15 protein-coding genes are annotated in these 19,277 nt (G+C 70.5%); 14 read left to right on the top strand and 1 reads right to left on the bottom strand.

The features are described from left to right. The first annotated feature begins 23 nt into the window (after nucleotides 1–23). From ACZ6JY_RS24005 to ACZ6JY_RS23945, 13 genes are all read left to right on the top strand, one after another. Nucleotides 24–1,676, top strand: a complete 1,653-nt coding sequence (locus tag ACZ6JY_RS24005) for a UDP-N-acetylmuramoyl-L-alanyl-D-glutamate--2,6-diaminopimelate ligase (RefSeq protein WP_469198595.1) — start codon at nucleotides 24–26, stop codon at nucleotides 1,674–1,676. 4 nt (nucleotides 1,677–1,680) lie between these two features. After that, nucleotides 1,681–3,096 (top strand): UDP-N-acetylmuramoyl-tripeptide--D-alanyl-D-alanine ligase, encoded by a 1,416-nt coding sequence (locus ACZ6JY_RS24000; protein WP_469198593.1) that lies wholly within the window; start codon nucleotides 1,681–1,683, stop codon nucleotides 3,094–3,096. Further along, complete coding sequence (mraY, locus tag ACZ6JY_RS23995; protein ID WP_358584294.1) at nucleotides 3,093–4,163, top strand: phospho-N-acetylmuramoyl-pentapeptide-transferase; 1,071 nt, start codon at nucleotides 3,093–3,095, stop codon at nucleotides 4,161–4,163. The genes ACZ6JY_RS24000 and mraY overlap by 4 nt, the downstream gene beginning before the upstream one ends. Continuing rightward, entirely contained in the window at nucleotides 4,145–5,584 is a 1,440-nt protein-coding gene (murD, locus tag ACZ6JY_RS23990) for a UDP-N-acetylmuramoyl-L-alanine--D-glutamate ligase (protein ID WP_469198591.1), read from the top strand. The genes mraY and murD overlap by 19 nt, the downstream gene beginning before the upstream one ends. A gap of 48 nt (nucleotides 5,585–5,632) precedes the next feature. Then, a complete protein-coding gene (gene ftsW, locus ACZ6JY_RS23985) occupies nucleotides 5,633–6,943 on the top strand; it encodes a putative lipid II flippase FtsW (protein WP_469198589.1) in 1,311 nt (436 codons plus the stop codon). A gap of 6 nt (nucleotides 6,944–6,949) precedes the next feature. Further along, nucleotides 6,950–8,044, top strand: a complete 1,095-nt coding sequence (gene murG / locus ACZ6JY_RS23980; RefSeq protein ID WP_447036848.1) for an undecaprenyldiphospho-muramoylpentapeptide beta-N-acetylglucosaminyltransferase — start codon at nucleotides 6,950–6,952, stop codon at nucleotides 8,042–8,044. 14 nt (nucleotides 8,045–8,058) lie between these two features. Next, complete coding sequence (locus ACZ6JY_RS23975) at nucleotides 8,059–8,853, top strand: cell division protein FtsQ/DivIB (protein ID WP_469198587.1); 795 nt, start codon at nucleotides 8,059–8,061, stop codon at nucleotides 8,851–8,853. 275 nt (nucleotides 8,854–9,128) lie between these two features. Beyond that, the gene (ftsZ, locus tag ACZ6JY_RS23970) at nucleotides 9,129–10,370 is read left to right on the top strand and encodes a cell division protein FtsZ (RefSeq protein WP_469198585.1); all 1,242 of its coding nucleotides are present in this window, start codon (nucleotides 9,129–9,131) and stop codon (nucleotides 10,368–10,370) included. 16 nt (nucleotides 10,371–10,386) lie between these two features. Continuing rightward, nucleotides 10,387–11,118 carry a peptidoglycan editing factor PgeF gene (pgeF, locus tag ACZ6JY_RS23965; protein WP_469198583.1) on the top strand — a complete coding sequence of 244 codons (732 nt, stop codon included), beginning with the start codon at nucleotides 10,387–10,389 and terminating at the stop codon, nucleotides 11,116–11,118. 6 nt (nucleotides 11,119–11,124) lie between these two features. Continuing rightward, nucleotides 11,125–11,844 (top strand): YggS family pyridoxal phosphate-dependent enzyme, encoded by a 720-nt coding sequence (locus ACZ6JY_RS23960; RefSeq protein WP_469198582.1) that lies wholly within the window; start codon nucleotides 11,125–11,127, stop codon nucleotides 11,842–11,844. A 125-nt stretch (nucleotides 11,845–11,969) separates the two neighbouring features. Beyond that, nucleotides 11,970–12,596 (top strand): cell division protein SepF, encoded by a 627-nt coding sequence (locus tag ACZ6JY_RS23955; protein WP_369216023.1) that lies wholly within the window; start codon nucleotides 11,970–11,972, stop codon nucleotides 12,594–12,596. Nucleotides 12,597–12,678: 82 nt separating this feature from the next. Next, complete coding sequence (locus ACZ6JY_RS23950; RefSeq protein WP_447036843.1) at nucleotides 12,679–12,963, top strand: YggT family protein; 285 nt, start codon at nucleotides 12,679–12,681, stop codon at nucleotides 12,961–12,963. 46 nt (nucleotides 12,964–13,009) lie between these two features. Beyond that, a complete protein-coding gene (locus ACZ6JY_RS23945; RefSeq protein WP_469198579.1) occupies nucleotides 13,010–14,110 on the top strand; it encodes a DivIVA domain-containing protein in 1,101 nt (366 codons plus the stop codon). A 176-nt stretch (nucleotides 14,111–14,286) separates the two neighbouring features. Here ACZ6JY_RS23945 and ileS read toward each other — a convergent pair whose 3' ends face one another. Next, complete coding sequence (ileS, locus tag ACZ6JY_RS23940) at nucleotides 14,287–17,433, bottom strand: isoleucine--tRNA ligase (protein ID WP_469198577.1); 3,147 nt, start codon at nucleotides 17,431–17,433, stop codon at nucleotides 14,287–14,289. A gap of 593 nt (nucleotides 17,434–18,026) precedes the next feature. Between ileS and ACZ6JY_RS23935 the strand changes: the two genes are divergently transcribed. Continuing rightward, nucleotides 18,027–19,199 carry a TraR/DksA family transcriptional regulator gene (locus tag ACZ6JY_RS23935; protein WP_469198575.1) on the top strand — a complete coding sequence of 391 codons (1,173 nt, stop codon included), beginning with the start codon at nucleotides 18,027–18,029 and terminating at the stop codon, nucleotides 19,197–19,199. The last annotated feature ends 78 nt before the right edge of the window (nucleotides 19,200–19,277 follow it).

Genomic DNA, 19,277 nt, shown 5'->3' with positions numbered 1-19,277 from the left:
CCCAGACCGACCAGGAACCGCCCGTGACAACGATCACTCCCGGCCCGGGGAACCACCCCTCGCCACACCGCCCGCTTCGCCCCGCGGGGGGTGAGCCCGGTACGCTCACCGCCGTGCCACACGCTGATCAGTCCCAAACCACCCAGAAGGGCGCTCCCGTGACATACCCGGGACCGCCGCGGCCTGACCAGGTCTCCGCGGCTTCACTGACGGAGCTCGCAGGCGGTCTCGGCGTCGACGTCCAGGGCGACGCGGAGATCACGGGCATCACGCACGATTCCCGCGCGGTGCGCCCCGGTGACATCTACGCCGCGCTGCCCGGCGCCCGGATGCACGGCGCCGACTTCGTCGCGCAGGCCGCCGACCTCGGCGCCGCGGCCATCCTCACGGACCCGACGGGCGCCGAACGCGCGGCCGTGACCGGTCTGCCGGTCCTGGTCGTCGACAGCCCCCGCGCCGTCATGGGCGAGCTGGCGGCCACGGTCTACGGCCGGCCCGGCCGCGGCCTGCTCCAGATCGGCATCACCGGCACGTCCGGCAAGACCACGACCGCGTACCTCATCGAGGGCGGCCTCAAGGGGCTGCGCGCGACCGGGCTGATCGGCACCGTCGAGACGCGCATCGGCGACGAGCGCATCAAGTCGGAGCGGACGACCCCCGAAGCCACCGACCTCCAGGCCATGTTCGCGGTGATGCGCGAGCGCGGCGTCGAGGCCGTCGCGATGGAGGTCTCAAGCCACGCCCTGGTGCTCGGCCGGGTGGACGGCTGCGTCTTCGACGTCGCCGTCTTCAACAACCTCAGCCCGGAGCACATGGAGTTCCACTCCGGCATGGAGGACTACTTCCAGGCCAAGGCGCAGCTCTTCACCAAGCGCCGCTCGCGCCTCGGCGTGGTCAACTTCGACGACGAGTACGGGCGCCGGCTCATCACCGAGTCGGAGGTGCCCGTCACCACCTTCTCCGCCGAGGGCCACCCCGACGCCGACTGGCGCGCCGAGGACGTCCACGTCGGACCGCTCGACTCGACGTTCGTCGCCGTCGGACCCAAGGGCGAGCGGATCAACGCCAAGTCGCCGCTCGCGGGCCCCTTCAACGTCGCCAACACCCTCGCCGCGATCGTCTCGCTGGCCGTCGCGGGCATCGACCCGCAGCAGGCCGCCGACGGCATCGGCGCGGTGCCCGGCGTCCCGGGCCGCCTGGAGCGCGTCGACGCGGGCCAGCCCTACCTCGCCGTCGTCGACTACGCCCACAAGACGGACGCCGTCGAATCGGTCCTGCGCGCGCTGCGCAAGGTCACCGAGGGCAAGCTGCACATCGTGCTCGGCTGCGGCGGCGACCGCGACAAGACCAAGCGGATGCCGATGGGCGCGGCCGCGGCCCGCCTCGCCGACACCGCCGTACTGACCTCCGACAACCCCCGTGGCGAGGACCCCCTCGCGATTCTCGCCACGATGCTCGCCGGCGCCGCCGACGTGCCGGCCCACGAGCGCGGCGACGTCGCCGTCTTCGAGGACCGGGCCGCGGCGATCCGCGCGGCCGTGGTCCGTGCCAGGCCCGGTGACACCGTGCTCGTCGCGGGCAAGGGCCATGAGCAGGGACAGGACATCGCCGGGGTGGTGCGTCCCTTCGACGACCGCCTCGTGCTTCGCGAAGCTATCCAGCAAACCCAGGGATGAAGTTGTGATCGCCCTCTCCCTCGCCGAGATCGCCACTGTCGTCGGCGGGCAGACGTACGACATACCGGATCCGGCCACCTCGGTGACCGGACCGGTCGTCCGTGACTCCCGTGAAGTGGCGCCCGGCAGCCTCTTCGTCGCCTTCGTCGGCGAGCGCGTCGACGGCCACGACTACGCGGCCGACGTGGTCGCCGCGGGCGCGGTCGCCGTGCTCGCCTCGCGGCCGGTCGGCGTGCCCGCCATCGTCGTGGACGACGTGCAGGCCGCGCTCGGCGCCCTCGCCCGCCATGTCGTGGAGCGGCTCGGCGCGACCCTCGTGGCGCTGACGGGCTCCGTCGGCAAGACCAGTTCCAAGGACCTGCTCGCGCAGGTGCTCCGGCGCAAGGCACCCACGGTCTTCACGCCGGGCTCGCTCAACAACGAGATCGGCCTGCCGCTGACCGCGCTGAGCGCCACCGACGAGACGCGCTTCCTCGTCCTGGAGATGGGGGCGCGCGGAATCGGCCATATTCGCTACCTCACGGAACTGACGCCGCCGAAGATCGGCCTCGTTCTGAACGTCGGCACCGCCCACATCGGCGAGTTCGGCGGCCGCGAGCAGATCGCGCAAGCGAAGGGTGAACTGGTCGAGTCGCTGCCCGAGGACGGGGCCGCCGTCCTCAACGCAGACGACCCGCTGGTGCGCGCCATGGCTTCGCGCACGAAGGCCCGCGTGCTCCTCTTCGGAGAGGCCGACGACGCCGACGTACGTGCCGAGAATGTCCGGCTCACAGAGAACGGACAGCCTGCTTTTACGCTGCACACACCCTCCGGGTGCAGCGACGTGACCTTGCGGCTGTACGGTGAGCACCACGTGTCGAACGCGCTTGCCGCGGCCGCCGTCGCCCATGAGCTGGGCATGTCCGTGGAAGAGATCGCCCTCGCGCTCTCCGAGGCGGGCACGCTGTCCCGCTGGCGGATGGAGGTCACCGAGCGCCCGGACGGTGTGACGGTCGTCAACGACGCCTACAACGCGAACCCCGAGTCCATGCGAGCGGCCCTGCGCGCGCTCGTGGCCATGGGCAAGGGACGTCGTACGTGGGCGGTGCTCGGTCACATGGCCGAGCTCGGGGACGAAGGTCTCGTCGAGCACGACGCGGTCGGACGCCTTGCCGTCCGGCTCAACGTGAGCAAGCTCGTGGCAGTCGGGGGCAGGGAAGCGTCCTGGCTCCAACTGGGCGCATACAACGAGGGTTCGTGGGGTGAGGAGTCGGTGCACGTGTCCGACGCACAGGCGGCGATCGACCTGCTGCGCAGCGAGCTGCGCCCAGGAGACGTCGTGCTGGTGAAGGCTTCCAGATCGGTCGGGCTCGAGCGGGTCGCCACGGCGCTGCTCGACGACGCCGCGGTGTCTTCTGAGGGGCAGGTCTCCGGCCGATGAGGCAGATCCTCTTCGCGGGTGTGATCGGGCTCTTCCTGACCCTGGTCGGCACCCCGCTGCTGATCAAACTGCTCGCCCGCAAGGGCTACGGCCAGTTCATCCGGGACGACGGCCCGCGCGAGCACCACAGCAAGCGCGGTACGCCGACCATGGGTGGCATCGCCTTCATCCTGGCCACGCTCATCGCGTACTTCCTCACGAAGATCATCACCGGCACGGAGACCACGCTCTCCGGCCTCCTGGTGCTCTTCCTGATGGCGGGCATGGGCCTCGTCGGCTTCCTCGACGACTACATCAAGATCGTCAAGCAGCGGTCGCTCGGTCTGCGCGCCAAGGCGAAGATGGCCGGTCAGCTCATCGTCGGCATCGGCTTCGCGGTGCTCGCGCTCAACTGGCCGGACAACCGCAACCAGACCCCGGCCTCCACCAAGCTGTCGTTCGTCACGGACTTCGGCTGGTCGATCGGCCCGGTCCTGTTCGTGGTCTGGGCGCTGTTCATGATCCTCGCGATGTCGAACGGCGTGAACCTCACCGACGGCCTGGACGGCCTCGCCACCGGCGCCTCGGTGATGGTCTTCGGCGCGTACACCTTCATCGGTGTCTGGCAGTACCAGGAGTCCTGCGCCAACGCCACGACGCTGACCAACCCGCAGGCGTGCTTCGAGGTCAGAGACCCGCTCGACCTCGCGGTCGTGGCCTCCGCGCTGATGGGCGCCTGCTTCGGCTTCCTGTGGTGGAACACCTCGCCCGCCAAGATCTTCATGGGCGACACCGGCTCGCTCGCCCTCGGCGGCGCGCTCGCCGGCCTCGCGATCTGCTCCCGCACGGAGCTGCTGCTCGCGCTGCTCGGCGGCCTCTTCGTGATGATCACCATGTCGGTGGTCATCCAGGTCGGCTCGTTCAAGATGACCGGTAAGCGTGTCTTCCGGATGGCGCCACTCCAGCACCACTTCGAACTCAAGGGGTGGTCCGAAGTCCTTGTCGTGGTCCGCTTCTGGATCATCCAGGGCATGTGCGTGATCGTCGGCCTCGGACTCTTCTACGCGGGATGGGCAGCCGAAAAGTGACCACTGCGCCCGACTGGCAGGGCATGAACATCACCGTCGCCGGTCTCGGTGTGAGCGGCGTCAGCGCCGCCCGCGCCCTGGCCGGCCTCGGCGCGTCGGTGACCGTCGTGGACGGCGGCTCGTCGGCGGGGCACGAGGAGCGCGCCGCCGCCCTGCGGGCCGACGGCGTCTCCGTACGCCTGGGGGACGCGGCGACCCTGCCGTCCGGCACCGACCTGGTGGTGACCTCTCCCGGCTGGCCGCCGTCGGCGCCGCTCTTCGCGGCGGCCGCCGAGGCGGGCGTGGCCGTCGTCGGCGACGTCGAGATCGCCTGGCTGCTGCGCGGCCCCGACGCGGCGCCCTGGCTGGCCGTCACGGGCACCAACGGCAAGACGACGACCACGCAGATGCTCGCCTCGATCCTCGCCGCGGAGGGCCTGCGCACGGCCGCCGTCGGCAACATCGGCACCCCGATCGTGGACGTGGTCCTGGAGGGCGACGACGCGTACGACGTGCTCGCCGTCGAGCTGTCCTCCTACCAGCTCCACTGGGCGCCCTCCCTGCGCGCCCACTCCGCGGCCGTCCTGAACCTCGCGCCCGACCACCTCGACTGGCACGGCTCCATGGAGGCCTACGCGGCCGACAAGGGCCGCATCTACGAGGGCAACCACGTGGCCTGCGTCTACAACGTCGCCGACGGTGCGACGGAGGACCTGGTCCGCGCGGCCGACGTCGAAGAGGGCTGCCGCGCCGTCGGTTTCACGCTGAACGCGCCCGCGCCCTCGCAACTCGGCGTCGTCGAGGGCATCCTCGTCGACCGTGCCTTCGTGCCGGACCGCCAGAAGCAGGCCCAGGAGCTCGCCGAGGTCTCCGACGTGCGCCCGCCCGCGCCGCACAACATCGCCAACGCGCTGGCCGCCGCGGCCCTCGCGCGCGCCTTCGGCGTGCGCGCCACGGCCGTCCGCGACGGGCTGCGCGCCTTCCGCCCCGACGCCCACCGCATCGAGCACGTCGCCGACGTGGCAGGCGTCGCCTACGTGGACGACTCCAAGGCCACCAACACCCACGCGGCCCAGGCCTCGTTGGCGGCGTACGAGTCGATCGTCTGGATCGCCGGCGGCCTCGCCAAGGGCGCCACCTTCGACGAGCTCGTCGCCGGGTCGGCGAAGCGGCTGCGCGGGGTCGTGCTGATCGGCGCGGACCGGGCGCTCATCCGCGAAGCCCTGGCGCGACACGCCCCCGAGGTCCCGGTCGTCGACCTCGACCGGACCGACACTGGGGCGATGTCCGAGGCGGTACGGCGGGCGGCAGAGCTCGCCGGGCCCGGGGACACCGTCCTGATGGCCCCGGCCTGCGCGTCGATGGACATGTTCACCAACTACAACAAGCGTGGTGAAGCGTTCGCGGACGCCGTCCGCGAACTCGGCTCCACGCGCGCCTGACCGGGTCTGAAGGTCCGGCCGGCGCCGGACACATCCTTGGGAGGGAACGTGGCCAGGTCTTCCGTGCGGGTCGCCAAACGACCGGCTCCCGTACGCGCCAGAGGCGCCTCCCACCCGCCGGGCGAGAGCGGGCCGCGGCGGCTCGTCACCAGGGTCCGCCGCGCGTGGGACCGGCCGTTGACGGCGTATTACCTGATCTTCGGCAGCAGCCTTCTGATCACCGTACTCGGCCTGGTGATGGTCTACTCGGCCTCGATGATCCAGGCGCTCCAGCTCGACCTGCCCGCGTCGTACTTCTTCCGCAAGCAGTTCGTGGCCGCCGTGATCGGCACCGTGCTGCTGCTCGTCGCCATGCGGATGCCCATCAAACTGCACCGGGCGCTGGCCTATCCGATGCTCGCGGTCACCGTCTTCCTGATGGTCCTCGTACAGATCCCGGGGATAGGGCGCAGCGTCAACGGCAACCAGAACTGGATCTACCTGGGCGGCCCCTTCCAGCTCCAGCCCAGTGAGTTCGGCAAGCTCGCCCTGGTCCTGTGGGGCGCCGACCTGCTGGCGCGCAAACACGACAAACGGCTCCTGATCCAGTGGAAACACATGCTGGTGCCGCTCGTCCCCGTCGCCTTCATGCTGCTCGGCCTCATCATGCTCGGCGGCGACATGGGGACCGCGATCATTCTCACCGCGGTCCTCTTCGGCCTGCTCTGGCTGGCGGGCGCGCCCACCCGGCTCTTCGCCGGGGTGCTCGGCGTCGCGGCCCTCCTCGGTGTGATCCTCATCAAAACGAGCCCCAACCGCATGGCCAGACTCGGCTGCATCGGCGCCACGGATCCCGGCCCCTCGGACCAGTGCTGGCAGGCCGTGCACGGCATCTATGCCCTGGCCTCCGGCGGATTCTTCGGTTCCGGCCTCGGCGCGAGTGTGGAAAAATGGGGTCAACTGCCGGAACCCCACACCGACTTCATCTTCGCCATCACGGGAGAGGAACTCGGCCTGGCGGGGACACTGTCGGTGCTCGCCCTCTTCGCGGCTCTAGGCTATGCGGGTATCCGCGTGGCCGGACGCACGGAGGACCCCTTCGTGAGGTATGCCGCGGGAGGCGTGACCACCTGGATCACGGCGCAGGCCGTGATCAACGTCGGTGCGGTGCTCGGTCTGCTGCCGATCGCCGGTGTCCCGCTCCCGCTGTTCTCCTACGGGGGGTCGGCCCTGCTGCCGACCATGTTCGCCATCGGGCTCCTCATCGCCTTCGCGCGATCGGACCCCGCTGCGAAGGCGGCCCTGGCCATGCGGCAACCTCGGGTGAAGTGGAACACGATGCGACGGCGCGCCAAGGCGCGTTCGTCCGGAGAGCGGTGAATTTCGGTGCATGTCGTACTCGCCGGCGGGGGGACCGCCGGCCACATCGAGCCCGCGCTCGCCCTCGCGGACGCCCTGCGGAGGCAGGACCCCACCGTGGGCATCACGGCCCTGGGCACGGAGCGTGGACTCGAGACCCGACTCGTACCCGAGCGGGGCTACGAACTGGCGCTGATCCCGGCCGTACCCCTGCCGCGCAAGCCCACCCCTGAGCTGATCACCGTCCCGGGACGGCTGCGCGGCACCATCAAGGCGGCCGAGCAGATCCTGGAGCGCACCAAGGCGGACTGCGTCGTCGGCTTCGGCGGCTACGTGGCCCTGCCCGGCTATCTCGCGGCCAAGCGGGCCGGGGTGCCGATCGTGGTGCACGAGGCCAACGCGCGGCCCGGTCTCGCCAACAAGATCGGTTCGCGGTACGCCCACGGGGTGGCCGTCGCGACGCCCGACAGCAAGCTGCGCAACTCCCGCTACATCGGCATCCCGCTGCGCCACACCATCGCCACGCTCGACAGGGCCCGGGTCCGCCCGGAGGCGCGCGCCGCCTTCGGCCTCGACCCCAACCTGCCGACCCTGCTCGTCTCGGGCGGCTCCCAGGGCGCCCGGCGGCTCAACGAGGTCGTCCAGCAGGCCGCGCCGGTGCTCCAGCGGGCGGGCATCCAGATCCTGCACGCGGTCGGCCCGAAGAACGAATTGCCGCAGGTGCAGCAGATGCCGGGGATGCCCCCCTACATCCCGGTACCGTACGTGGACCGGATGGACCTCGCGTACGCCGCGGCCGACATGATGCTCTGCCGCGCGGGCGCGATGACCGTCGCCGAACTCTCCGCCGTCGGGCTCCCCGCCGCGTACGTACCGCTGCCGATCGGCAACGGCGAACAGCGGCTCAACGCCCAGCCGGTGGTCAAGGCGGGCGGCGGACTGCTGGTCGACGACGCGGAACTGACGCCCGAGTGGGTGCAGGGCAACGTCCTGCCCGTACTTGCCGACCCGCACCGGCTGTACGAGATGTCCCGCGCCGCCTCGGAGTTCGGCCGCAGGGACGCCGACGAGCTGCTCGTCGGCATGGTGTACGAGGCGATTGCGTCACGCCGCAACGCGTGAGAAGGCAGGGGACCGTGGCCGGACCGACCACCGCCGAACGGCAGCAGAAGAAGTCCGGCCCGCCCCGCCCGCAGCGTGTACGGCGTCTGAAGCTGCCGCCGCGCTCGCGCAAGCCGATCGCGCTCCTGGTCCTGGTCGCCCTCGTCGCGGCCGGGGGCGCCTGGGTGTTCTACGGGTCTCCGTGGCTGCGCCTGGAGCGGGTGGAGGCCTCGGGCACCGATGTCCTGAGGCCCCAGAAGGTCGTCGAGGCGGCGGGCGCCCCCGTCGACGCCCCGCTGATTTCGGTCGATACAGAAGCCCTTGAAGACCGGCTCCGCTCAAAATTGCCCCGAATTGACTCGGTTGACGTCACCCGGTCATGGCCGGACGGAATCCGCATCGAAGTGACGGAACGCAAGCCGGTTCTCCTCATCGAAAAGGGCGGAAAGTTCATCGAAGTGGACGCCAAGGGAGTGCGATTCGCCACGGTCGAGCGCGCGCCCAAGGGTGTCCCGCGCCTCGAATGGGCGCTGGACCGCGAGAGCGGTGCGGCGAGCCTGCGCAGATTCGGCACCGACCGGCTGCTGCGCGAGGCGGTCCGGGTCGCCGGTGACCTGCCGGAAGCCGTCGCCCGCGATACACGGTCCGTCAAGGTCCGTTCGTACGACTCCATCTCGCTGGAGTTGAGCGGCGACCGCGTCGTCGAGTGGGGCAGTGGCGAGAAGGGGCGTACGAAAGCCACCACACTCTCGGCGCTGATGAAAGCGACGCCGAAGGCCCGGCACTTCGACGTAAGTGTCCCCACCGCCCCGGCCTCGGCGGCGAGTTGACGGCCGTCACCGCAGGCCAGCACCCTGATTCGGCAGCGCTACGGCTGATCACATAGGGTGAAAAGAAAAACGGGAGGTTCGGCGTGTTCGTTGAACGTGCGCCACTTGTCGACTTAGTGTCCTGTTCGGAAGAGTCCATGGAACAGACACACTGGTAACCCTAAACTTCAGCGTTAGGGTTCGGGTCGGCGTTCGGACCGTCCCATTCGGCATCAGTCGCCGCATCGCGTCAGCGCGAAACGGCGACACGTAACTCGAGGCGAGAGGCCTTCGACGTGGCAGCACCGCAGAACTACCTCGCAGTCATCAAAGTCATCGGTGTCGGCGGCGGTGGTGTCAATGCCATCAACCGGATGATCGAGGTCGGTCTCAAGGGCGTCGAGTTCATCGCCATCAACACCGACGCGCAAGCCCTGTTGATGAGCGACGCCGACGTCAAGCTCGACGTCGGCCGTGAACTCACGCGCGGACTCGGCGCCGGCGCCAACCCGGCCGTCGGCCGGAAGGCGGCGGAAGACCACCGCGAGGAGATCGAGGAGGTCCTCAAGGGGGCCGACATGGTCTTCGTCACCGCCGGCGAAGGCGGCGGCACCGGCACGGGCGGCGCACCCGTCGTCGCCAACATCGCGCGCTCGCTCGGCGCCCTCACCATCGGCGTGGTCACCCGGCCGTTCACCTTCGAGGGCCGTCGCCGCGCCAACCAGGCCGAGGACGGCATCGCGGAGCTGCGCGAAGAGGTCGACACCCTCATCGTCATCCCCAACGACCGGCTGCTCTCCATCTCGGACCGGCAGGTCTCCGTCCTCGACGCCTTCAAGTCGGCGGACCAGGTCCTGCTCTCCGGTGTCCAGGGCATCACCGACCTCATCACCACGCCCGGCCTGATCAACCTCGACTTCGCCGACGTCAAGTCGGTCATGTCCGAGGCCGGTTCGGCACTCATGGGCATCGGGTCGGCCCGCGGCGACGACCGAGCGGTGGCCGCCGCCGAGATGGCGATCTCCTCGCCGCTCCTGGAGGCATCCATCGACGGAGCGCGCGGCGTGCTGCTCTCCATCTCCGGCGGCTCCGACCTCGGCCTCTTCGAGATCAACGAAGCGGCCCAGCTCGTCAGCGAGGCGGCGCACCCCGAGGCCAACATCATCTTCGGCGCGGTCATCGACGACGCGCTCGGCGACGAGGTCAGGGTCACCGTCATCGCGGCCGGGTTCGACGGCGGGCAGCCGCCGTCCAAGCGGGACACCGTCCTCGGCTCGGCATCCGGCTCCGCGAAGCGCGACGAGTCGGCGCCGCCGGCCGCCGCGCCCGCCAGGCCCGCCGAATCGTCCCGTCCCGCCTTCGGTGGTCTCGGCAGCGTCACCCCGCGCGACGAGCCGTCCATCCCCGAGCCCGCGGAGACGGCGCCGTCGGCCGGTGAGACCCCGTCCGCGCCCGTGGCACCGCCGCAGGTGCCGCCGGCCCGTCCGTACCAGGACAGCCAGGCCGAAGAGCTGGACGTCCCGGACTTCCTGAAGTGATGGCGGACTTCTCGAAGTGATAAGCGAGCACAGCACCACGAGCGGCGCGCACTTCGCCTTCACCGACCGGTGGGGCGGGGTGAGCGCCGTTCCGTACGAGGAGCTCAATCTCGGTGGTGCCGTCGGCGACGACCCCGGGGCGGTACGCGCCAACCGCGCGCTGGCCGCCAAGTCACTCGGCATCGAACCGGACCACGTGGTCTGGATGAACCAGGTGCACGGCCGTGACGTCGCGGTGGTCGACGGGCCCTGGGGGCGCGACGCCGATGTCCCGGCCGTCGACGCGGTGGTCACCGCGCGCAGGGGCCTCGCCCTCGCCGTGCTGACCGCCGACTGCACGCCCGTCCTGCTCGCCGACCCGGTGGCCGGAGTGGTGGCGGCGGCGCACGCCGGGCGCCCCGGCATGGTGGCCGGGGTCGTTCCCGCCGCCGTCGAGGCGATGGTGAAGCTCGGGGCCGACCCGGCCCGCGTCGTCGCGCGCACCGGGCCCGCCGTCTGCGGGCGTTGCTACGAAGTCCCGGGGGCGATGCGCGCCGAAGTCGCCGCCGTCGAGCCCGCGGCGCACGCCGAGACGAGCTGGGGCACGCCGGCGGTCGACGTGACCGCGGGGGTGCACGCCCAGCTGGAACGGCTCGGGGTGCACGACCGGGAGCGTTCCCCGGCGTGCACGCTCGAATCCGGTGACCACTTCTCGTACCGCCGCGACCGCACGACCGGTCGGCTGGCGGGCTATGTCTGGCTGGACTGATAGGGCATGACAGACCGTAAGAGCGAACTCGCGGCGAATCTGGCGCAGGTCGAGGAGCGCATCGCCGCGGCGTGCGCGGCGGCCGGCCGCAAGCGCGAGGAAGTGACCCTCATCGTGGTCACGAAGACCTACCCCGCGAGCGATGTGCGCATCCTCTCGGAACTCGGCGTGCGCCATGTCGCGGAGAACCGCGACCAGGACGCGGCGCCCAAGGCCGCGGAGTGCGCGGACCTTCCCCTCACTTGGCACTTCGTCGGTCAGTTGCAGACCAACAAGGTCCGTTCCGTGGTCGGTTATGCCGATTTGGTGCAGTCCGTGGACCGCCCCAAGCTGGTCACGGCGCTCTCGGCGGCCGCCGTGCGAGCGGAGCGGGAGATCGGCTGTCTGCTCCAGGTCGCGCTCGACGCCGAGGAGCACGGGCGCGGTGAGCGCGGGGGCGTCGGGGCGGGCGGCGTCGAGGAGTTGGCCGCACTCGTGGCCGGGGCGCCGGGGCTGCGTCTGGACGGTCTGATGACCGTCGCGCCGCTCACCGGGCCCTACGCGGGGCGGCGGCAGGCGGCGTTCGAGCGGGTGATGGAATTCTCAACCCTCATGCGCGCGACCCATCCGGCTGCGAACATGGTGTCGGCAGGGATGAGCGCGGACCTTGAGCAGGCCGTAGCGGCAGGAGCGACACATGTACGCGTCGGTACGGCGGTACTCGGAGTCCGACCCGGGCTCGGGTAACGTCGCCAAGAAGTCGGACCACAGCAGAAAATATGGTCATTCCCGCTGATCCGGCGGGGATACCTCGTGGATCGCGGGCAGTTGGTGACGACAGCCGATCCACCACAGAGCGGAGGACTCAGAGCATGGCCGGCGCGATGCGCAAGATGGCGGTCTACCTCGGCCTCGTGGAGGACGATGGGTACGACGGTCCGGGGTTCGACCCCGATGACGAGTTCGAGCCCGAGCCGGAGCCCGAGCGGGAGCGCAGGCGGCACGATCCGCCGCGTCAGTCGCACCAGTCCCAACGGGACGAATCGGTACGAGTGGTGCAGCCCCCCGCCCCGCGCGAACCGGCGGCCCATTCCGCTTCGCTAGCCGCGGAATCCGGACGTCCGGCACGAATCGCCCCCGTGGCGTCCATCACACCTGAACGCCAGAGCCTGGAGAAGAACGCACCGGTGATCATGCCCAAGGTCGTGTCCGAGCGGGAGCCGTACCGCATCACCACGCTGCACCCGCGGACGTACAACGAGGCCCGTACCATCGGGGAACACTTCCGCGAGGGCACTCCGGTGATCATGAATTTGACCGAGATGGACGACACCGACGCGAAGCGACTTGTCGACTTTGCCGCCGGTCTTGTCTTCGGTCTCCATGGCAGCATTGAACGAGTGACGCAGAAGGTGTTCCTGTTGTCGCCTGCTAACGTCGATGTAACGGCGGAGGACAAGGCTCGCATCGCAGAGGGCGGGTTCTTCAACCAGAGCTGAGGCACAGTAGCTGCGGTAGGTGCCGTGGACGCAGTACCGGAACGACGAAACACGAGTTGGCAGGGGAGAGGGAAACGCGGACATGAGCGTGTTCTTGCAGGTGCTCTACATCGCGCTGATGTGCTTCCTCATCGTGCTGATCTTCCGGTTGGTCATGGACTACGTCTTCCAGTTCGCCCGCTCATGGCAACCCGGTAAGGCGATGGTGGTCGTTCTGGAGGCCACCTACACTGTCACTGATCCACCGCTCAAGCTTCTGCGGCGGTTCATTCCGCCGCTGCGTCTCGGGGGCGTGGCGCTCGACCTGTCCTTCTTCGTACTGATGATCATCGTCTACATCCTGATCACCGTCGTGAGCGGCTTGTGAACGATACGGTCTTGCCGAATGCCGACGACTACGTTGAGGTGAAGAGATGCCGTTGACCCCCGAGGACGTGCGGAACAAGCAGTTCACGACCGTCCGCCTCCGAGAAGGCTATGACGAGGACGAGGTCGATGCCTTCCTCGATGAGGTCGAAGCCGAACTGACCCGCCTGCTCCGCGAGAACGAGGACCTGCGCGCCAAGCTGGCCGCCGCCACTCGTGCCGCTGCTCAGAACCAGCAGCAGGGCGGGATGCGCAAGGGCCCCGACGGGCCGCCGCAGGACCAGCGAGGTCCCGGTGCCCCGGTGCCCGCCGCCATATCGGGCCCGCAGCCGGTCCCGCCGCAGCAGCAGATGGGTGGCCCCATGGGCGGCCCGCCTCAGCTGCCCGGCGGCGCACCGCAGCTGCCCGCAGGTCCGAGCGGTCACGGCCCGCAGGGCGGTCCGCAGGGTCCCGGCCCGATGGGCCAGGGTCCGATGGGTGGCCCCATGGGCGGTCCCATGGGCGGCCACGGTGGTCCCCCGCAGATGCCGCAGCCCGGTCAGGGCCCCGGTGGCGACAGCGCCGCCCGGGTGCTCTCGCTGGCGCAGCAGACCGCCGACCAGGCGATCGCGGAGGCCCGTTCCGAGGCCAACAAGATCGTCGGTGAGGCCCGTTCGCGCGCCGAGGGTCTTGAGCGTGACGCCCGTGCCAAGGCCGACGCCCTGGAGCGGGACGCGCAGGAGAAGCACCGCGTCGCGATGGGCTCCCTGGAGTCCGCCCGCGCCACGCTGGAGCGCAAGGTCGAGGACCTGCGCGGCTTCGAGCGCGAGTACCGCACGCGTCTGAAGTCGTACCTGGAGTCGCAGCTCCGTCAGCTGGAGACCCAGGCCGACGACTCGCTGGCCCCGCCGCGCACTCCGGCCACCGCCTCGCTGCCGCCGTCCCCGGCGCCGTCGATGGCTCCGGCCGGTGCGGGTGCCCCGTCCTACGGCGGCAACCAGTCGATGGGCAACAACCAGCCCGGCGGCGGCCCGTCCTACGGCGGCCAGCAGCAGATGTCCCCGGCGATGACCCAGCCGATGGCGCCGGTGCGGCCGCAGGGCCAGCAGCCGATGCAGCAGGCTCCGTCGCCGATGCGTGGCTTCCTCATCGACGAGGACGACAACTGACGGGCGATCCCACGCCGTAGAGGCGTCGGCAGCGTTCAGGGCCGGGCCCCCAGATTCTCTGGGGGCCCGGCCCTTTTGCGTGCTGTGCGTGCGCGCACAGGTCGTGTGTGCGCGAGCAGCACGAAGGCCCGGTCCCGCCGGGAGATTCCGGCGGGACCGGGCCTTCGTCGGAGCGCCTACGCCTTGCGGAGGCGGAAGGTCAGCTTCAGGGGCTCATCCGTGAACGTCTGACCGAATGTGTCGTCCGCCTCACCCTGGGCGAAGTCCGTCGCGAGGACCTCGTCCGCGATGAGCCCGGCGTGGTCGGACAGGGCCGTGAGCACCGCCGGGTCCGTGGACGTCCAGCGCAGGGCGATACGGTCCGCGACGTCCAGGCCGCTGTTCTTGCGGGCCTCCTGGATCAGCCGGATCGCGTCACGGGCCAGGCCCGCGCGGCGCAGCTCCTCGGTGATCTCCAGGTCGAGCGCGACCGTGGCTCCGGAGTCGGAGGCCACGGACCAGCCCTCGCGCGGGGTCTCCGTGATGATCACCTCGTCCGGGGCGAGCGTCACGGTCTCGCCGTCGACCTCGACCGAGGCCGTGCCCTCGCGCAGCGCCAGGGAGAGCGCGGCGGCGTCGGCGTCGGCCACGGCCTTGGCGACCGCCTGGACGCCCTTGCCGAAGCGCTTGCCCAGCGCCCGGAAGTTGGCCTTCGCCGTGGTGTCGACCAGGGACCCGCCGACCTCGGAGAGCGACGCCAGGGAGGAGACGTTCAGCTCCTCGGTGATCTGGGCGTACAGCTCGGGGCCCAGCGAGTCGAAGCCGGAGGCGGCCACCAGCGCGCGGGACAGCGGCTGGCGGGTCTTGACGCCCGACTCCGCGCGCGTGGCGCGGCCGAGCTCCACCAGGCGGCGCACGAGGACCATCTGCTTCGACAGCTCCGGGTCGATCGCCGACAGGTCGGCCTCGGGCCAGGAGGACAGGTGGACCGACTCCGGCGCGTCCGGGGTGACCGGCACGATCAGGTCCTGCCAGACACGCTCGGTGATGAACGGTGTCAGGGGGGCCATCAGGCGCGTGACCGTCTCGACGACCTCGTGCAGGGTGCGCAGGGCCGCCTTGTCGCCCTGCCAGAAGCGGCGACGGGAGCGGCGTACGTACCAGTTGGAGAGGTTGTCGACGAAGACGGACAGGAGCTTGCCCGCACGCTGGGTGTCGTAGCCCTCAAGGGCCTGGGTGACCTGGTCGGTGAGCGCGTGCAGTTCGCTGAGCAGCCAGCGGTCCAGGAGGGGGCGGTCGGCGGGCGCCGGGTCGGCTCCGCTGGGGGCCCACTTCGACGTACGGGCGTACAGCGCCTGGAAGGCGACCGTGTTCCAGTACGTGAGGAGCGTCTTGCGGACGACCTCCTGGATGGTGCCGTGGCCCACGCGGCGGGCCGCCCACGGGGAGCCGCCGGCCGCCATGAACCAGCGGACGGCGTCGGCGCCGTGCTGGTCCATGAGCGGGATGGGCTGAAGGATGTTGCCCAGGTGCTTGGACATCTTGCGGCCGTCCTCGGCGAGGATGTGGCCGAGGCAGACCACGTTCTCGTAGGACGACTTGTCGAAGACCAGGGTGCCGACGGCCATCATCGTGTAGAACCAGCCGCGGGTCTGGTCGATGGCCTCCGAGATGAACTGCGCGGGGTAGCGGCTCTCGAAGAGTTCCTTGTTCTTGTACGGGTAGCCCCACTGCGCGAACGGCATCGAGCCCGAGTCGTACCAGGCGTCGATGACCTCGGGCACGCGCGTGGCCGTCGATCCGCAGCCCTCCTGCGGGCAGGTGAAGGTGATCTCGTCGATGAACGGGCGGTGCGGGTCGAGGTCCGACTGGTCGGTGCCCGTCAGGTCGGAGAGCTCCGCGCGCGAGCCGACGCAGGTCAGGTGGGACTCCTCGCAGCGCCAGATGGGCAGCGGGGTGCCCCAGTAGCGGTTGCGGGACAGGGCCCAGTCGACGTTGTTGGTCAGCCAGTCGCCGAAGCGGCCGTGCTTGACCGAGTCGGGGAACCAGTTGGTCTTCTCGTTCTCCTGGAGGAGACGGTCCTTGATGGCGGTGGTGCGGATGTACCAGGACGGCTGCGCGTAGTAGAGCAGGGCCGTGTGGCAGCGCCAGCAGTGCGGGTAGCTGTGCTCGTACGCGATGTGCCGGAAGAGCAGGCCGCGGTCGTCCAGGTCCTTGGTGAGGGTTTCGTCGGCCTTCTTGAAGAAGACACCGCCCACGAGCGGGACGTCCTCCTCGAAGGTGCCGTCGGGGCGCACCGGGTTGACGACCGGCAGGCCGTACGCGCGGCAGACCTTGAGGTCGTCCTCACCGAACGCGGGGGACTGGTGGACCAGACCGGTGCCGTCCTCGGTGGTGACGTACTCGGCGTTGACCACGAAGTGGGCTTCGCTCGGGAACTCCACGAGCTCGAACGGACGTTGGTAGTTCCAGCGCTCCATCTCGGCGCCGGTGAAGGTCTCGCCGGTGGTCTCCCACTCCTCGCCGAGGGCCTTGTCGACGAGCGGCTGGGCGACGACCACCTTCTCCTCGCCGTTCGTCGCGACGACGTAGGTGACGTCGGGGTGCGCGGCGACGGCGGTGTTCGAGACCAGGGTCCAGGGGGTCGTCGTCCAGACCAGGAGGGCGGCCTCGCCCGCGAGAGGGCCGGAGGTGAGCGGGAAACGGACGTAGACGGAGGGGTCGACGACCGTCTCGTAGCCCTGCGCCAGCTCGTGGTCGGACAGGCCCGTGCCGCAGCGCGGGCACCAGGGGGCCACGCGGTGGTCCTGGACGAGCAGGTCCTTGTTGAAGATCTCCTTCAGGGACCACCAGACGGAGTCCACGTACTCGGGGTTCATCGTGCGGTATGCGTCGTCGAGGTCGACCCAGTAGCCCATGCGGGTCGTCAGCTCGGCGAAGGCGTCGGTGTGCCGGGTCACGGACTCACGGCACTTGGCGTTGAACGCGGCGATGCCGTACGCCTCGATGTCCTTCTTGCCGTTGAAGCCGAGCTCCTTCTCGACCGCGAGCTCCACGGGGAGGCCGTGGCAGTCCCAGCCGGCCTTGCGGGCCACGTGATAGCCCCGCATGGTGCGGAAGCGCGGGAAGACGTCCTTGAAGACGCGGGCCTCGATGTGGTGGGCGCCCGGCATGCCGTTGGCGGTGGGCGGGCCCTCGTAGAACACCCACTCGGGGCGGCCCTCGGACTGCTCAAGGCTCCTGGCGAAGATCTTCTGCTCGCGCCAGAAGTCGAGCACGGCGTGCTCAAGGGCGGGCAGGTCGACCTGGGCGGGCACCTGACGGTACTGCGGCGGCGTGTTCAACGAGTCCTCCGGCGGATGTGCTGCCTTCCGTCGGAGGGACGAGAGCCGTGTGCGCCTGGTGCGGCGCGCTCCCGCGGTACCACCCTCCTTGGCTCTCCGGTACGAGGTCCGTGCCGGTGAGCCCCCTCATTGGGGTCGCGAAACCGGGTCTACTTGCCTGGGCTGTCACGCCTCGGCGTTCTTCCGGCGGCTCCGGGGTGATCTTCGCGCCGCGCTCGCCCCCGGGCTCACACCGTCCCCGGGTCGCTCATGGCTGCGTACGCCGCTACTCGTCCCCATCCACGCTTCTCGCTGGCGCCCAGTGTACGGGGCCCGGGGCGGCGCGGCCGACCGGTTTTCCGGGAGCGGTGCGGGGCGTGGGGCCTGGGCCGTCGAGTGACCCGAATGGCGACATGCGGGGCGAGGTGATCGCCGCGGGTGCGTGGCGGCGGATTACCCGCCGGGGAGCTGGGCACAACGCTTGCAGGTTCGCCGCGCGGGACCCGCGGGGCGGGCGGATCGGGCGGCGTGCCCCGTTGCCGCGGGCCTGGAGTCGATTTATCGTCCCAGCACGATTCGCGTGCAAGATCACAATATGTGAAGGGGCCGCGGCCATGGTGGCGAAGAAGACCGCCGTACAGCATTCGGCGTCCGGCAGATCCACCTCGGGCGACGGCGCACAGACCGGTCCCGCGCCGAAGTCCGCGGCGGCGAAGGCGGCGGCCGAGGAGACCCCCGCGAAGAAGACGGCGGCAAGGGCCCCGGCGAAGAAGGCGGCGGCGAAGAAGGCGGCGGCCAAGAAGGCGGCGGCCAAGAAGGCTCCCGTGAAGAAGACGGCGGCGAAGAAGGCTCCGGCCAAGAAGGCCGTGGCCAGGGAGACGGGGAACGGCACGGACACCGAGAGCGCCGCCCCGAAGCCGGGCCCAGTGAAGAAGGCGGCCGTCGAGAGGAGCGCCCCGGAACCGGAGACAGCGGGGCGGGGCATGGCTGGACAGGGCTTGGCCGGGCAAGGCGTGGCCGAGGAGGGCGCGGCCGGGCGGGACACGGTCGGGCACGACGTGGCCGAGGAGGACGTGGCCGAGCGGGGCACGGCCAAGCAAGGCGCGGCCGAGCCGGACATGGCCGGGCAAGGCACTGCCGGGCAGGACACGGCTCGGCAGGGCGCGGCCGAGCAAGGCACGGCCAAGCAAGGCACGGCCGAGCAGGGTGCTCGGAAGGTACGTGGGGCCGGGCGGAGCTCGGAAGGATCGGTCGCGTCCGCGGCCGAAGGTGCGGCTGAGGCCGCGGAGACGACGGGAGCCACGACAGTGGTTGCGAAGAAGACTCCGGGCACGGCGACCGCGGCGAAGAATCCGTCGGCGGTCCCCAAGGCGCGTGCCGCCGCGGCGGAGCCCGGCGAGCTCGCGGTCCGTCCCGGCGAGGATCCATGGACCCCGGACGAGGTCGACGAGGCACGCGCCGAGCTACAGAGCGAGGCCCTGCGGCTGAGCAGCGAGATCGCGTCCTCGGAGACGGCCCTCGCGGGCCTGATGCGGGACTCCGGTGACGGGGCGGGCGACGACGAGGCGGACACCGGCACGAAGAACATCACGCGGGAGCACGAGATGGCGCTGGCCGCCAACGCCCGCGAGATGCTGGAGCAGACCGAGCGCGCACTGGAACGGCTCGACGCGGGGACGTACGGACTCTGCGAGAACTGCGGCAACCCCATCGGCAAGGCCCGCATGCAGGCATTTTCGCGCGCGACCCTGTGCGTGGAGTGCAAGCAGAAGCAGGAACGGCGCTGAGGGACGCACAAGGCGCACAGGGCGCGCAGGAGCGGGAAGCGCGCTACTGAGCCCACAGGGGGCGCGGAAGCGGGAGCC

The sequence above is a fragment of the Streptomyces sp. NPDC046335 genome (assembly GCF_055587985.1).
The sequence above is the reverse complement of the archived record's forward strand: the minus strand, read 5'-3'. Positions and strand labels throughout refer to the sequence as shown.